The sequence below is a fragment of the uncultured Roseovarius sp. genome (genome assembly GCF_947259555.1).
GTDB lineage: Bacteria > Pseudomonadota > Alphaproteobacteria > Rhodobacterales > Rhodobacteraceae > Roseovarius.
This window is the reverse complement of the sequence record NZ_CAMYMD010000049.1, coordinates 1-14,998: the sequence shown is the minus strand read 5'-3', so window position 1 is coordinate 14,998 and position 14,998 is coordinate 1. Positions and strand designations below refer to the sequence as shown.

11 protein-coding genes are annotated in these 14,998 nt (G+C 60.9%); 5 read left to right on the top strand and 6 right to left on the bottom strand.

Going from position 1 to position 14,998, the window contains the following annotated elements; genetic code table 11:
• Nucleotides 1–225 precede the first annotated feature (225 nt).
• The 5 genes from Q0X85_RS08255 to Q0X85_RS08235 all read right to left on the bottom strand — a co-directional run bounded on the left by Q0X85_RS08255 (nt 226) and on the right by Q0X85_RS08235 (nt 5,735).
• Entirely contained in the window at nt 226–2,628 is a 2,403-nt protein-coding gene (locus tag Q0X85_RS08255; RefSeq protein WP_297771289.1) for a hypothetical protein, read from the bottom strand.
• Between the two features lie 15 nt (nt 2,629–2,643).
• Nucleotides 2,644–3,861 (bottom strand): hypothetical protein, encoded by a 1,218-nt coding sequence (locus Q0X85_RS08250; RefSeq protein ID WP_297771287.1) that lies wholly within the window; start codon nt 3,859–3,861, stop codon nt 2,644–2,646.
• A gap of 28 nt (nt 3,862–3,889) precedes the next feature.
• A complete protein-coding gene (locus Q0X85_RS08245; protein WP_297771285.1) occupies nt 3,890–4,537 on the bottom strand; it encodes a hypothetical protein in 648 nt (215 codons plus the stop codon).
• Nucleotides 4,538–4,564: 27 nt separating this feature from the next.
• Complete coding sequence (locus Q0X85_RS08240) at nt 4,565–4,804, bottom strand: hypothetical protein (protein ID WP_297771283.1); 240 nt, start codon at nt 4,802–4,804, stop codon at nt 4,565–4,567.
• Between the two features lie 439 nt (nt 4,805–5,243).
• Nucleotides 5,244–5,735 carry a DDE-type integrase/transposase/recombinase gene (locus Q0X85_RS08235; RefSeq protein ID WP_297771281.1) on the bottom strand — a complete coding sequence of 164 codons (492 nt, stop codon included), beginning with the start codon at nt 5,733–5,735 and terminating at the stop codon, nt 5,244–5,246.
• Nucleotides 5,736–6,377: 642 nt separating this feature from the next.
• On the opposite strand from Q0X85_RS08235, the gene Q0X85_RS08230 reads away from it, so the two are divergent.
• From Q0X85_RS08230 to Q0X85_RS08210, 5 genes are all read left to right on the top strand, one after another.
• On the top strand, nt 6,378–8,651 hold the full coding sequence (locus Q0X85_RS08230) for an acyl-CoA dehydrogenase (protein WP_297771279.1): 2,274 nt from the start codon (nt 6,378–6,380) through the stop codon (nt 8,649–8,651).
• The gene (locus Q0X85_RS08225) at nt 8,648–9,937 is read left to right on the top strand and encodes an acetyl-CoA C-acetyltransferase (protein ID WP_297771278.1); all 1,290 of its coding nucleotides are present in this window, start codon (nt 8,648–8,650) and stop codon (nt 9,935–9,937) included. Before Q0X85_RS08230 ends, Q0X85_RS08225 begins: the two co-directional genes overlap by 4 nt.
• The gene (locus Q0X85_RS08220) at nt 9,934–12,036 is read left to right on the top strand and encodes a 3-hydroxyacyl-CoA dehydrogenase NAD-binding domain-containing protein (protein WP_297771276.1); all 2,103 of its coding nucleotides are present in this window, start codon (nt 9,934–9,936) and stop codon (nt 12,034–12,036) included. The genes Q0X85_RS08225 and Q0X85_RS08220 overlap by 4 nt, the downstream gene beginning before the upstream one ends.
• A gap of 22 nt (nt 12,037–12,058) precedes the next feature.
• Complete coding sequence (locus tag Q0X85_RS08215; RefSeq protein WP_297771274.1) at nt 12,059–13,897, top strand: acetyl-CoA hydrolase/transferase C-terminal domain-containing protein; 1,839 nt, start codon at nt 12,059–12,061, stop codon at nt 13,895–13,897.
• 176 nt (nt 13,898–14,073) lie between these two features.
• Nucleotides 14,074–14,454: a hypothetical protein gene (locus tag Q0X85_RS08210; RefSeq protein WP_297771272.1), complete on the top strand. Its 381-nt coding sequence runs from the start codon at nt 14,074–14,076 to the stop codon at nt 14,452–14,454.
• A gap of 68 nt (nt 14,455–14,522) precedes the next feature.
• Here the strand turns inward: Q0X85_RS08210 and Q0X85_RS08205 are convergent, their stop codons facing one another.
• Nucleotides 14,523–14,852: an EamA family transporter gene (locus Q0X85_RS08205; protein WP_297771291.1), complete on the bottom strand. Its 330-nt coding sequence runs from the start codon at nt 14,850–14,852 to the stop codon at nt 14,523–14,525.
• Nucleotides 14,853–14,998: the final 146 nt, after the last annotated feature.

Below are 14,998 nucleotides of genomic sequence, written 5' to 3'. Positions count from 1 at the left end.
CGGGCAGTTGGGTGATGGTAGTCTTTGACATGTGGCATATCCTTTTCTCACCAGAGAATTGACGGCGTCTGAACACCGCCATGATATGCCGCCCCTCAGGGCATCACCAACTTTCGCGCGTTTCCCGCCAATATCAAGGAATATCGTAGTCATTCAAACAACCGCTTGCTCGCTATGGTGCTTCTCACCAACAACCCGGGCAGTCTGGCACCAATCCGGCTGTCTCTAGCCGGTGGCCGGACTCACCGACACCCGTCGTGACGACGCGTTGTTGTCCATCATCGCGACAGTTGACACCGGACAGGTGCCACTGAACGTGCTGCGGACCAAACTGCGGTCCTCCGGACAATCAACATCGGCAAACAGAAACCAATCTCCGCCGAACTGCGGTGTCCATTCGAACGGCCCAATCCTGACCTCTTCACCTGGCGCGACGCTGAACGTTGATCCGGCGCCATTTGTGGCCGTGAGCGGATCCCAGTCGTGCGCCCAGTCGGTGCCGTCGGTTACTTGCCGTGCCACGACCTGGGCCGTCACGTCTGTCGCAGTTTCCTGGCCGCGGTTCTGGACGGTGAGGTAGACAAAACCGGTTTCACCCTCTGCGGGCTGCTGGTGGCTGGTGCCGCTATCTGCGGCGGTGCGGATAACCAGACCAGGGGGTTCGACCTGTTCCGCTTCAGCCTCGTCATATCCGCCGCCGCGACCATCGTCGATGAACACATCAACCGATGGCGGTGCGCCGGGTGTAGTCACCGGGGTCGGGGCACCTGGGGGTTGGAAAAGGCCCTGTTGCTCAAAGGACCAGCGCAGAACCTTCGGCAGCAGACCACGCGCAATCGGCCTGACGGTCGATGTTGACATTACTTCGGCCTCGATCATCAGATTGAAAAAATCTTCGGCGTTCTGCGGCTGCGCAAACGGGCTGAGCGCGGAAATGGTTTCCAGTATCAGCCAGACGGTCCGTTGCGCCGCGTCTCTTCTGGTTTGCGGGTCGGCCGACCCGCCGCCAGCCGAACGGTAGAGCCGGAACAACGTCGACGACAGGATCTGCTCGCGCGCATAGCCCGCGCGGTCGCCGGAAATAATGCTGCCAACGGGGAATGGATCGTCTCGTACTCCACCCCATCCAAAACCGCTTGCGGGCGCGTGGTCGTGCCGACGGGTGATGATCGTCCACGGAAAAGTACGGCCCGGGTCTGGCGCATTTGAATCCGGATCAAGCAATATCGAGGCAATTGTGTCACCCGGGCTATGGGCGAAGCGGAAATTCGGCGAATTCAGGTGATCCCACAGCAGCGCGTGGCCGAATTCGTGCCAGGTTACCCGTTGTTCCACCGCCATACCGATGGTTGAATTCGGGGCCAGAAGGGCAAAACGGAATCCATCGGACCCGTCGCTAGTGCTGTTGCCCGGAGCTTGCGCATTTACCGAATTCGCCTGTCCGCCAATGGTTGCCCGATGATCTACGGTCACAGGGAAATTGGTTCCGTCAAAATACTCTTCAACATCAAACCCCAGGTTTTCGACCAGGCGAAAACACTGATCGCAATGGTAGTATCCGTTGATCGCGGCAAAGTCGTCGGTTGGAACCGAGGCCTGAAACTGTTGACCAAGTGGCGTTGTCGGCGCCGCCAGATTAGGGGGCGAGACGTTGCGCACGGTCACAAACCGCCCTTCGAGCCGATGCTCGTTCCCGTCATCCAGCGCATCCGGCAACTCAACAACGTCGCGCAAGGCGTCCAGTGCCGCCGATGGCGCGTCTGGTTCAGTGTTGGTTCCGTTTGTTGTCAGCGGATCGCGCAATAGCACGGTTCCGTCGACGCAACTGACCAGGGCCTCAACCCGCAGCGCAGCGCCGGTCTGCGGCTCGATCATTGCCTCCCAGTTCAAAGGGCCCCATCCCGGCGCGGTGTAGCTGAACATGACCTCGGTCACGACATAGTACGTGCCTTCGTTGATACTGTCTGGAACCTCAGGCGGCGATACGGTCGGGCAGGCCTCGACCGACCCGTCGCTAGCGCGCTCCCCCAGGGCATTGCCCCGGTCATGCGGACTGTAGGGAAAGACCAGCAGCCTTTTTCGCGTGATTTCGACAGGGCTTTCCAGATTCAGCAATTCGGCCAGTGTCGCGGCATCGATATTGCCCGGAAGGTACAGTGCACTGGCTTCCGGGACGACGATATCGCCGAATTCCCGCTCGATCGTGCTACTTGATCCGATCACCCCCAGAGGTTCGCCGCGCATCCGCACACTGAAACCTGCGCGCCAGACCGGAATACCCAGCATCGTTTGCGCATAGGATATCGTGGCCTTTTTGGCGCTGACCTTTTCTTCGGCCACGTGTAGCTGCTGGCTCTCATCGCGTACGATCTGGGCGTCGGCGACAAGCGAAGCAGAGGCACTCTCGGCGATTGCCTGATCGACGCCGAAGGTCGGTAGGGCTTCGCGAAGATAGGCCTCAGCCAGGGCCCTTGGGTCCGGTGCCGCCATTGCACCTGCGACAACACCCGTCGGTGCCTCCGGGGTCACAGTGTCGCCGAAAAAGGGCTTCAGCGGGTGGCTGATCTGCTTAACATTTCCATCCTCGTCGCGGGCGACCAAGGTGTCTGAGGTAATTTCCAGGGCCATATCGACTTCCCTTCGCTATTGTTTCGACTGGGCGCGCATCAGCGACCAGACGAAATCCAGTTGAGTGTAATGCAGCGTACCCTCGTTGCCATCGCCTGCCCCCGGCGCCCTGAACCAGTCCGGGTTGGGTGCTCCGACTTGTCCGACCGGTTGCCGGCTTGCAGGGGGGAGCGTTGCGAAAAACGGCAACCTGTCTCCGCCGGCACCGACAGTTGCAAGCGCGTGACAGGTTATGCAGGACGATGTTTCCTGAAACCCCTGTTCGGGTTGCGAATTGGCCAGCAAAGTCGGATTGCCGCGACCGTCAACAAAATCGATCTGGGTGCCACGCAATACGTAGTTGGCCCATTTCGTTGTCTCGAATCCGACCGAAGGCGGCGCTTCGCAGTCATGTGGCGCGGTTGGGCAGGCAAACCTGTCGATCGATGGCAACAGCCAGCCTTCTGCGCCGTTCGGATTTTCAGCGGTTGGTGCCGCAGGCGTCCGGTTGTCGATATGCTCGAACGTTGCCCAGAACCAGTTCGGGATATCCTTGGTTGTAATGTGCAGCGCGGTCAGGCCGTAGATCGCAGTTGTTCCGTCCAATCGGGTCACATTTGTCCAGTGATAGCGCGGTTTGTCGGCCTCTTCGATCACCCGCCACTGCGCCTTGACCTCCTTCGCTTCCAGCGGGAAATCGATTTTTTCGGTCCCGGCGGCGAACAATGCCAGTTGGCCTTCGATGTTATAAAGCTCGTTTGCTCGGGTGAATTCGTAGGATGCTTTGCTCATCCGGGTTTCGTTGACAAAGAATTCGGCGGCGATATCGTCAATCGACGCGAAAACGCCTTGCGAGGCCACGATCTGCTGCAAGGTCTGATCGTCGAACTCTGAAAACAGCCGGGTATCAGGTACGACGCCATCCAGCCAGTCACCGGGATCGGAACCGTCCATTTTGAAAACCGTGTCGGGCGCACCGTTACGCACATTCCTCCAGGTTTCCCAAACCACGCGCCCCTCGTCGCCAAACTCCTTGGTGCTGTCAGGGGCTTTCTGGTCGACAACCGCAGGCCAGTTAAGCGCCACGAACAACTGCCAGGCGTAACAATCAGGTTCGATCAGCGCAGCGATCGTGTCTTGCGGTTCTTCCCAGCGCGGCGCGCCGCTGGCGAAAAAGTCACGGCACCCGGTTTGCGCAGCGGCGGGCATGGCCATCAGTAGCGCCGCTGCGGTGGCAATTAGTTGTGGTTTCATCTTGATTTTCTCCCTTAAATCGATGCACTCAGGGGTTCATGCCGCCGTCAATCCACTTACCGAACAACTCAATGTCCGCATCTGGCCAAGGGCCGTCCTTGGGCATTGTTTTGTTTTTGAGCGTGCCGTTGATATCTTCCGCCTTGCGCTTGACGTCCTCGAAATTGTGCAGATCAAAGCCCGACACTGCCTTCATACAGACGACGTCACGTGTGCGGAATTTAGGCTTGATATCGGCCTCGAAACTCAGCGCTTGCGGCACCATCGCCTGATAGTTGCCGATGTCCCCAGCGGCCAGTTGCTGTGGCGCCGGCATGCTGGGTTCTTCTTTCATCCCGGCAAGTTTCGCGTTGGCAACACCGTGGACTCTGACACCCATCAGCGGCATGCCCTCGCCCCAGTAGTTTGCGACGTCGACATCCAGAAGCAGCGTATCGCCGTGTATCGGCGTCAAGACGGGTATTGTAATCGTACCCGGCGCAGGGGAGTCAGCCAGGAAATCAAATTCCTGAATTCCATCCTCCGGTGGCGTGACGTAAATGTATTTTGACAGAAACGGGCTTTTCCACCCGGATGTGGCGGTTCGACCCGAACTGCAAATCACCAGGCTTGGCGGGTTTGTCTTGATCAGGGTCATGTCGACTGTGTCGATGGTGTAGATTTTCGAAATGCTCATGAAATACTCCTTGATAATCTGGGTGATTCAATCGGGCTTGCGGCGGATGATTTGGCTTTCGCCATCCATAACCCCGACCCAACCGGTGTCCGGATCGACAAAACCAACGCCTTCCAGGTTGGAATTGCGTTGCCGGTCGTTAATCCGCAGCCGCGTCCAGCTTGCCCCGTTGTCATCGGATCGCAAGACCGCGCCATCAAGGAAATTGATGTCATCAGTGCGCGAGCCCGCCGCAGCCAGCGCGGTTTTCGACCAGTTTTTTGCCATTGTATTCTACATTTATGCGTCCCGCTAAACAGTCAGAGGGAGAAAATTCGCTGAAATAACAGCTTTAAGTTTATCACATTTGCCAAACGCTAGGTAGAGATTTTACTGAATGCCACGAAGTTGCACTATTAATTCCTAATAAACAGAGACATGGTGAACAATCGTCCTGTGAGTAGTTCAACCGTTGGCGACTGATGGCCCGAATTGGGGGCGTTGGTCAGACCTGATTACCCGGTGAACCTCAGCGATGGTGTCAGCGGTATTGGACGTAACGACAACTCGGAATTATGTGCCGCGATAGATGGAGTCGGCACACTATCAATTTGGACGGAGTTCAGCGCATTCTAGCGACTGCCTAACCGGTGGCGTGATTCTGTGTTTGCTCGTCGTACGCCAGCCCTGGGTAGACTATGAGAACATTGTCCTTCTGTTTCACGCGTCACCAGTACTTCGACTCGCCGCTCTCTCGCCACTCTTTGCAAGAACTGCTGCTTTGTACTCTCGTTTTGCTTTTCAAATGCGACATCAAAACCCTCGAGGGCGTTGTCACGTTAACTCGTGAAGTCGTCAAATTGTGGTACCGATGGTATCTCAACTTGTGGGACCAATGATCCAGGCCGGGCGCGACCTCACGTTTTGCGGCACCATAGGATCGCAATTTGTTTGTAATGATCCTTTTGGGAACGAAGCGCCAGCACATCATCAGCTTGACCAGAAGCCGCTTTGCGGCGCGCTTGTCTCGTCTCGATTGCAGGATTTCCTCAAGAAAAACAACGTGTTGGTCGACAGCCCGCCAGAGCCAGATTGATCGACCCGCAACCTTCACGACGACTTCGTCCAGATGCCAGACATCGCCGGGGCGAGGCTGCCGTCGCCGCAGAACGTGGGCGGTCAGGGCCAAGGTTGACACTCCAGCGCCGGATCGTCCCATACGAAATGTCCACGCCACGTTCCAGCATCAGCTCCTCGACGTCGCGCAGGCTCAAGTTGAACCGCACTGGTGGCAAGATCGGTCGATGTCTGCTTTTCAGCCCTGCGCCACCCCGCCAGTAACCGTAGGAGATGCGAGTAGCTGCCTTCGTATCCTTGGCGCTGGATTTCGTGAAACAAGTGCCTGCCGCGCCTGTTGCCCTCTTTCCGAAAACGGGCAAGGATTTCTTCGAAATACCAGGGCGACGTCGGCGTGAGTGTCGCCCTGCGCCGGTCAGGTGGCGCCTCAGATCTTCGCCACTTCGCCGCGCTACGGCGCTTGAACCCGGTCCGTCGCTCAACGCTTTGAACCGAAACATCGCTCCCGGGCGACCAGTGCGTCTTCGAACTCACGACTATCCCTCCTGAATTTTCCAGTTTCAGGACAGGTGCACCACACAGATTGAGGCAGAACCGAATTATGGGCAGCGCGACATCTGTCGGGCAGTTTGCGCCTATTTTTCATCCGATCGATGATAAATTTTCTACATCGCAGTTCGTCTGTTATTCTGCGGGAACCTGGCGCGGTTTCGGACGTTGAGAAGGGACGACCCGAAAAGGCCACGCGCAGCGTACATGCCAAGCCGACAGGAAAGACCTCAGAATGAAATTGCAGCATCTGCGCCGGGACTACCTGACCAAACCGATCCACCGCTGGGCACGCGGCGCCCTGCCATCGCTGTCGGACACCGAGGCCGAGGCGCTGAACGCCGGTGAGGTCTGGTGGGAGGCGGAACTGTTCTCGGGCAATCCCGCCTGGGAGAAACTGCGCGAAGTCGATCTGCCGCAGCTGACCGGGGAAGAACAGGCGTTCATCGACGGCCCGTGCCGCCGACTGTGCGACATGGTGGACGACTGGACAATCAACCGCCACATCGGCGATCTGTCCCCCGAGGTCTGGCAGATGTTGCGCGACGAGGGGTTCTTCGGGATGATCATCCCGAAGAAGTACGGCGGCCTCGGCTTTTCCGCGCTGGCCCATTCCGAAGTGGTGCGCCTGATCTCGTCGCGCTCGCTGGTGGCGGCGGTCACGGTAATGGTTCCCAACTCGCTCGGACCCGGCGAGTTGCTTCTTCAATTCGGCACCGATGAACAAAAGGATTACTGGCTGCCGCGACTGGCGGAAGGGTCGGAACTGCCCGCCTTTGGTCTGACCAGCGAAGAGGCTGGATCGGACGCGGCGGCGATGGTCGACAGCGGCGTCGTGTGCGAGGGCGAATGGGAGGGCGAAAGGGTGCTGGGTCTGCGTCTGAACTGGGCCAAGCGCTACATCACGCTGTCTCCCGTCTGCACCGTTCTGGGCCTCGCTTTCAAGATGCGCGACCCCGACGGTCTGCTGGGCGAGACCGAGGATATCGGCATCACCTGCGCGCTGGTGCCCACCGGTCTCGAGGGGGTGCAGACCGGCCGTCGGCATATTCCGTCGGGGCAGATGTTCCAGAACGGCCCGACCACCGGCACTGATGTCTTTATCCCGCTGAGCAATATCATCGGCGGGCCGGATTACGCCGGCAAGGGCTGGATGATGCTGATGAGCGCGCTGGCGGCGGGGCGGGGCATCTCGCTGCCGTCGCTCTCGGCGGCTGGCAGCGTTCTGGCGGCGCACAGTTCGGGCGCTTATGCCCGGGTGCGTCAACAGTTCGGCATCCCGGTGGCGAAATTCGGCGGCGTGCAGGAGGGGCTGGCGCGGATGGCGGCCAATGCCTATGCGCTGGACGGTGCGCGGCAGCTGACCTGCGTCGGACTTGACCAGGGCCATGCGCTGGCCGTGATTTCGGGCATCATGAAGGCCAACGCCACCGAGCGGATGCGCGCCGCCCTGAACGACGCGGTCGACATCCATTCTGGCAAGGCGGTGATCGACGGGCCAAGCAATTACCTGTCAGAGCTGTACAAGGCCATTCCCATCGGGATCACCGTTGAAGGCGCGAACATCCTGACCCGCAGCCTCATCATCTTCGGCCAGGGGTCGATCCGCGCGCATCCACATCTGCTGGACGAGATGAAGGCGCTCGAACTCAAGGATGACACCAAGTCGCTGGACGCGTTCGACAGGCATTTTTGGGCCCATGTCGGCCACACTACCCGAACACTGTTCCGCGCCCTGGGGCGCGCCTGGACGGGCAGCCGCTTCGCCCCGGCGCCCAGCAGTGCTGCGATCAGTGTGACGCCGATTTATCGGCGCATGGCCCGCTGGTCGGCGGCCTTTGCGCTGACCTCTGATTTCGCGTTCCTGACGCTGGGCGGCGGGCTGAAGAAGAAGGAGATGATCTCGGCTCGGCTGGGCGATGTGCTGTCGGAGCTTTACATCTTGTCCGGCGCCCTGAAACGCTGGGAGAACGAGGGCTGCCAGACGGCCGACCTGCCGCTGGTGCAGTACACCGCCGAAACCTGTTTCGAAAAGATCGCACGCAGCCTCGATCTCGTGCAGTCCAACCTGCCTGCGCGATGGGTCGGTTGGCTGTTGCGGGCCCTGACCCTGCCGCGCTCGGGCTCGCGCGGGCCGACCGACGCGCTGACCGAGGCCTGTGCCGATCTGATCAGCGAAGCGACGGAGACGCGGGCGCGGCTGTCGGGGACGCTGTTCGACGGCTGCAAGCATCCCGGTCTGGCCGAGCTGCAAGTGGCGTTCGATGCCGTGATCGACAGTGCTCCACTCGAAAAACGTCTGCGGGAGGCGAAGATGACTCAGGCCGAGGCCTTGAAATCCGGCAAGATCACGGATGCGGAAAACGACAAGCTGAACGCGATGCATGACGCCGTGCAAAAGGTCGTCGCGGTGGATGACTATACACCCGAGGCACTGGCCGAGTTGTTCCCGGCGCGCGAGCCCACGGGCAAGAAGTCGGGCAAGGCATCGCGGAAGGTTGCGGAATGACCGACCGTCCCGTCTATCTCGTCGATGGGGCGCGGACCCCGTTCCTCAAGGCACGCCGCGGGCTGGGCCCGTTCACGCCGGTCGATCTGGCGGTGCAATGCGGCCGCCCGCTGCTGATGCGGCAGCCGTTTGCACGTGACGCCTTCGATCTGGTGATCCTCGGCTGCGTCAATGTCATCGCGGACGAGATGAACCCGGCGCGCGTCGCCGCGCTGCGGCTGGGCATGGGTGCGGCAATGCCGGCCTTCACGGTGCAGATCAACTGCGGATCGGGGATGCAGTCCATCGATACCGCCTACCGCTATATCCGCGACGGCGGGCATGACATGATCCTTGCGGGCGGGACCGAGGCGCTGAGCCATGCGCCCCTGACCCTGCGGCAATCGGCGGTCGAATGGTACGCGCAGATGGCGCAATCCAAGGGGCCGCTCGACACCGCCTCGCAACTGGCCGGGATCAAGGCGGAGTTCTTCAAGCCGATCATCGGCCTTGAGCGCGGGCTGACCGATCCGATAACTGAGTTGAGTATGGGCCAGACCGCCGAGATCCTGGCACATCGGTTCGGCATCACCCGCGATCAGGCTGACGCCTATGCCGTGGAAAGCCACAAGCGTTTGGCGCGGGCGCAGGATCAGGAATTTCTGGCCGGAGAGGTCATGACCGCCTTCGATCGCGACGGCACACATTACGATCACGACGACGGGGTACGCCCCGACAGCAGCATGGATGCGCTGGCCAAGCTGAACCCGGTTTTCGAAAAGCCCTATGGCAAGGTCACGGCTGGTAATTCCAGCCAGATCACCGATGGCGCGTCCTGGGTGGTTCTTGCCTCCGAGGCGGCGGTCGAAACCCACGGGCTGGAACCGCTGGCCCGGATCGTGGACAGCGAATGGTCCGCGCTCGACCCGGCGGTGATGGGTCTGGGGCCGGTATTGAGTTCGACCGGGATTGCCCGACGTCAGGGCCTGACCCGCGAGGATATCGGTCTGTGGGAGTTGAACGAGGCCTTCGCGGCGCAGGTTCTTTCCTGCCTTGCCGCATGGGAGGATGCGGACTTCTGCAAGGACGTGCTCGGGCTCGACGCGGCCTTCGGGCCGATCGACCACGACAGGCTGAACGTGGACGGCGGTGCCGTGTCGTTGGGTCACCCGGTGGGCACCAGCGGCAACCGCATTGTGCTTCATCTGGCCAATGCGATGAAACGCAAGGGCGTGTCCCGCGGCATCGCCACCGAATGCATCGGCGGCGGCCAGGGTGGCGCGATGTTGCTGGAGGCCGTGGCATGACCGAACCTGTCCTGACCCAACTTGGCGAAACCCTGCTGGAGCTTGGCCCCGTCCGCGATGCGGCGCCGGCCGACAAGGACGACCCGTGGCGCGCCGCCCGTGACGATCGGGGTGTTCTGTGGCTGGTGCTGGATGTGCCGGGGACCAGCGCAAACACGGTCTCTCGCGCGGTGCTTGACGGGCTGGATCGCCAGCTTGACGCGATGGCCGAAGACCCGCCCACTGGCGTGGTGATCCGCTCGGCCAAGCCCGGCGGGTTCGCCGCCGGGGCCGACATCGCAATGTTCCGCGAGCTTGAGAGCGCGGAGGACGTGGCCGACATGCTGACCCGCGGCCAAGCGGTTTTGGACCGGCTCGAGGGGCTGGAATGCCCCACCGTCTGCGTCGTGCATGGTCAGGCGCTTGGCGGCGGGTTCGAGATTGCGCTGGCCTGCGATCGGGTCATCGCGGTCGATGGTGCGAGTTTCGGCTTTCCAGAGGTCAATCTGGGCCTGCATCCGGGGCTTGGCGGCACGTTCCGCTTGGCCGAGCGCATCGATGCCGTCGAAGCGATGACCCTGATGCTGACCGGCAAGACGGCGCACACGCGCAAGGCCAGATCGCTGGGCATCGCCGATACGGTCGTCGAGGAACGCCACGTCATGGCGGCCGTGCGCGCCGCCATCTCGGGCGAGATCGACAGCCACGGGCGCAGCCTGACCGACCGCGCCATGGCCCTGTCACCCGCGCGCAGCCTTGCGGCGCGCAAGATGCGGTCGATGACCGAGGATCGCGCGACCAAGGAACATTACCCCGCGCCCTACGCGCTGATCGACATTTGGGAGGCGCATGGCGGCGAGCGCGACGCGATGCAGAAGGCGGAAATCAAATCCTTCGCATCTCTGGTGACCAGCGAGACCTCGCGCAATCTTGTCCGCGTTTTCTTTCTGCAACAGGCGCTGAAGGCCGAGGGCAGGGGAGAGGACTGCATCGCGCATGTGCATGTTATCGGTGCCGGAACCATGGGCGGTGAAATCGCCGCCTGGTGCGCCCTAAAGGGCAAGACGGTGACGGTTTCGGACCCCGATATCGACGCCCTTGCAAGGGTCATGCGTCAGGCGGGCCAGATCTGCAAGGACCAGCACAAGAGCGGGATCGAGACGCGCGACGCGCTGGACCGGCTGATGCCCGACCCCGACCAGTTGGGCGTTCCCAAGGCCGATCTGGTGATTGAGGCGGGGCCCGAAGACACCGAAATCAAGGCAAAGATCTATGGCGATATCGAGCCGAGGATGAAGAAGGGCGCAATCCTGGCCACCAATTCATCGTCCCTGTCCATCGCGGCGCTGGCCAAGGGGCTGGACCGGCCAAAGCATTTCGCGGGGCTGCATTTCTTCAACCCGGTTTCGAAGATGCAACTGGTCGAGGTGGTGACCCATGGCGCGACAAACGATACGGTCGCCGACCAGCTTGCCGCCTTCTGCGGCAGCATCGGGCGGCTTCCCGCGCGGGTGCGCGATTATCCCGGCTATCTGGTGAACCGAGCGCTGACGCCCTACCTGCTGGAGGCGATACAGCTGATCGAGGACGGCCATGACAAAGCGCAGATCGACGCGGTCGCCGAAAGCTTCGGCATGCCGATGGGGCCGGTGGAACTGGCCGATCAGGTCGGTCTGGACATCTGCCTGCATGTCGCCGACAGCCTGCGCGCCGGGTTGGACAAGCCGATGGTCGAAGTGCCGGGCTGGCTGCGCGAGCAGGTCGAGAACGGCGACACCGGCAAGAAGGCGGGTCAGGGGTTCTATACCTGGGAGGACGGCAAGGCGAAAAAGAGCGACCCGCCCAAGGCCGCCGATGACGATGCGGAAGAGATCGCCGACTGTCTGATCCTGACGATGCTGGACGCTTGTGTGGAATGTCTGCGCAAGGGCATCGCGCGCGACACCGATCAGGTGGATGGCGCGACGATCTTCGCCACCGGTTTCGCGCCCTTCCGGGGCGGGCCGATGCACTACGCCAAGGGACGCGGGATCGACGATATCGTCTCGCGCCTGGGCGCGCTGGCCGAGGCGCATGGCGACCGCTTCCGCCCCGATGACGGTTGGCAGGACCTCCGCTGAGATGACGGAGCGGCCTGTCACAATGACCGATGCGAAGGCGGTCGCGCAGCGCATCGTGGAGCGGACGGGCGGCGACATCCGGCTGGCTTTGCCGCTGGGTCTGGGCAAGGCCAACACCATCGTCAACGCGCTGACGTCCCTCGTGCGCGCCGACCCGTCGATCCGGCTGCACATCTTCACCGCGCTGACCCTGCAACGTCCGCGCGCCGACAGTGACCTGCAAGAGCGGTTCCTAGGGCCGGCGATGGACCGGCTGTTCGGGAAATACACCCCGCTGGATTACGCCACATGGCTGGCTGAGGGCACGTTGCCCGAAAACATCGAGGTGCAGGAGTTCTTTTTTCAGGCGGGCAACTGGCTGGGCAATGGCCCGGCACAGCAGGGGTATATTCCGGCCAATTACACCCACGCGCTGGATGTTTTGATGGCGCGGCGCCCCAATGTGATCCTGCAGCTTCTGGCACGCGATGGCGACCGGCTCAGCCTGTCGGGCAACACCGACATCACCGTCGATCTGCTGCGCGCCCGCGCGCGCAATGAACAGGATTTCCTGCTGGCGGGCGAAATAAACCCCGATCTGCCCTTCATGCCCGGCGCCGCCGAGATCGCGCAATCCGAAGTCGATTGCCTGCTGGACGATCCGTCCACGCAATTCGAACTGTTCTCGGTCCCGAACGGGCCGGTCGAGGCGGTCGATCATGCCATCGGGCTGCATGTCGCCGGGCTGATCCCGGACGGCGGGACGTTGCAGATCGGGATCGGATCCATCGGCGATGCCGTCGCCTCGTCGCTGATCTTGCGGCATCGCGACCCGGACGCATTTGCCAGACTCACCACGGCTTGTCCCTTTCCCGACGACGAAAGCGCCCTGACCGGCCCGTTCGATCAGGGCCTTTACGGCGTGACCGAGATGCTGGTGCAAGGTGTTCTGGAGTTATTGAGCGCAGGGGTGATCCGCCGTGAGGTGGACGGCGCGATGATCCACGCGGGCTTCTTCCTCGATTGTCGTGATTTCTACCGGGCGCTGCGCGAGATGACCGAGACGGACCGCGCCCGCATCCAGATGATGCCAGTGTCTTTCACCAATCAGCTCTACGGCGACGAAAAAGCCAAGCGCACGGCGCGGGTTTCGGCCCGTTTCGTGAATGCCGCGATGAAAGTGACCGCACTGGGAGGCGTGATCTCGGACGTCACCAGCGACGGCCAGATCGTCAGCGGGGTCGGTGGGCAATTCAACTTCGTCGATCAGGCTTTTTCCCTGCAAGGGGCCCGCGCCATCATTACCTTGCCCGCGACCCGCGAAAGCGGCGGCAAGGTCACGTCAAACATCGTCTGGGACCATCCCCACGAAACGATACCGCGCCATTACCGCGACACCATCGTCACGGAATACGGCATCGCCGATTTGCGCGGTCGGTCCGATGCCGAGTGCGTCATGGCGATGATCTCGATCGCCGACAGCCGGTTTCAGGAAAAGCTTCTGGAACGGGCTAAGGTAGCTGGAAAATTGCCGTCGGATGCGCGGATACCCAATTCGCAAGCGGCGAACAATCCGCTGAAGGTGCGGTCTTGGCTTGCAGCCGCCGTGGCAGACGGCACGCTGCCGCGTTTCCCATTCGGCACTGATTTTACCAAGGTCGAGCAGCAGCTGTTGGGCGCTCTTGCAATATTGAAAGCGAAATCCGGGTCGCGTCTCGCGATGGCGGGGTTGCTCTGGCAAGGCCTTCTGCGCGGTACGTCAGACCCTGAGCGGCGCGCCTGTCTGGAGCGCCTGTCACTGGATCATCCTCGGTCTCTTTCCGACCGACTGACAAGGCTTGCGGTCAAAGGTGCCCTTGAAGCAGCGGCAGACGAGTTCTGAGCACTCGCGTCATCGTCGGTGCACCACGACACGACCTTTGGCGATCAGACGGTCAGAATTTGCCTTGCGGGTCAACTGCCTGGGGTTCTCGTAACGAAGCCGCAGTATGTCGCACAAGTAAATAATTGTATTGAAATGATTTTTGTTGCCTTGAATTAGGTAAGCCATCAATTTCATTGAATCAGGTCCTCAAGGCGGCCAAGATCGTGTTTTTGCGGGGCACTAGCGCTGACCGTCTGTCGCTGGACCTGCCGGATGCCGTTGTGACACGTCTCGGCAGGCGGGTAAGTTTACGCAAGGCGTCCAACCTGGAACGGATCACCGGGCCTCAGCGAACGATCGAGCCGGCCTGCTTTTTGAAGCACAGGCTGGAGGTTCTGACAGAAGGTGCGATCGATCGGTTCAATCATCTGGTCAATGATATTGTTCTCCACGATCTCCAGGGGGTTTTGTCAGGGGTGACTGTCATAGAGCGCCATCGGTTGGGCTCGGCGTCTCTTTCGTGTTATGTCTGGTCAAAATTCGGAGGCATCATGAACCAGGTTGTTCCCGGATAATTCGCGTTGATGTTCCTAGGTAGAACCACCATGATTCAGACGGATAATATGCTCATCCACATCAGAGATCAGATTCCTCTAAGAACGACAATCCCACTAAATGTGACACAGGCAAAAAGGGCCCGCTTGCCGGTAATCTTTTCGGACAAAAAGACACGCGCAAGCAAAAGTGAAAACAGCACGCTAGTTTCTCGCAAGGCAGCGACAAGCGCAATCGGCGCATGAGCAAGGGCCCAGATAGCAATCCAGAAGCAAGCAAAGGCCGCTGTGCCTGCCATTATACCCTTCCCGCCGGTTGCGGTCGCATCCACAAAGGCTGACCGACCACGGTAAAACATCATAAACGCTATCATCCCAATACCATCAAGGATGAATAGCCATGCAGAAAAAGTCGCAATCGGCGTAAGCGACTGGGAATCGAGATATGGGCAAAAGTTGGTGACGCCTGATCAGGCGGCGGCTTGAACGTGGCGGAGCCCGTCGCGGAACTCAACCCCTTGGATGATCTCGGGCAGGCGATTTTGGCCGTCGAGTTTGCGCCATT

What these genes read in the sequence shown, in the direction of transcription:
- Q0X85_RS08235 (WP_297771281.1), bottom strand. Translation starts at nt 5,735, where the DNA reads ATGGGACGATCCGGCGCTGGAGTGTCAACCTTGGCCCTGACCGCCCAC.
- Q0X85_RS08215 (WP_297771274.1), top strand. Translation starts at nt 12,059, where the DNA reads ATGACCGATGCGAAGGCGGTCGCGCAGCGCATCGTGGAGCGGACGGGC.
- Q0X85_RS08245 (WP_297771285.1), bottom strand. Translation starts at nt 4,537, where the DNA reads ATGAGCATTTCGAAAATCTACACCATCGACACAGTCGACATGACCCTG.
- Q0X85_RS08240 (WP_297771283.1), bottom strand. Translation starts at nt 4,804, where the DNA reads ATGGCAAAAAACTGGTCGAAAACCGCGCTGGCTGCGGCGGGCTCGCGC.
- Q0X85_RS08220 (WP_297771276.1), top strand. Translation starts at nt 9,934, where the DNA reads ATGACCGAACCTGTCCTGACCCAACTTGGCGAAACCCTGCTGGAGCTT.
- Q0X85_RS08255 (WP_297771289.1), bottom strand. Translation starts at nt 2,628, where the DNA reads ATGGCCCTGGAAATTACCTCAGACACCTTGGTCGCCCGCGACGAGGAT.
- Q0X85_RS08225 (WP_297771278.1), top strand. Translation starts at nt 8,648, where the DNA reads ATGACCGACCGTCCCGTCTATCTCGTCGATGGGGCGCGGACCCCGTTC.
- Q0X85_RS08250 (WP_297771287.1), bottom strand. Translation starts at nt 3,861, where the DNA reads ATGAAACCACAACTAATTGCCACCGCAGCGGCGCTACTGATGGCCATG.
- Q0X85_RS08230 (WP_297771279.1), top strand. Translation starts at nt 6,378, where the DNA reads ATGAAATTGCAGCATCTGCGCCGGGACTACCTGACCAAACCGATCCAC.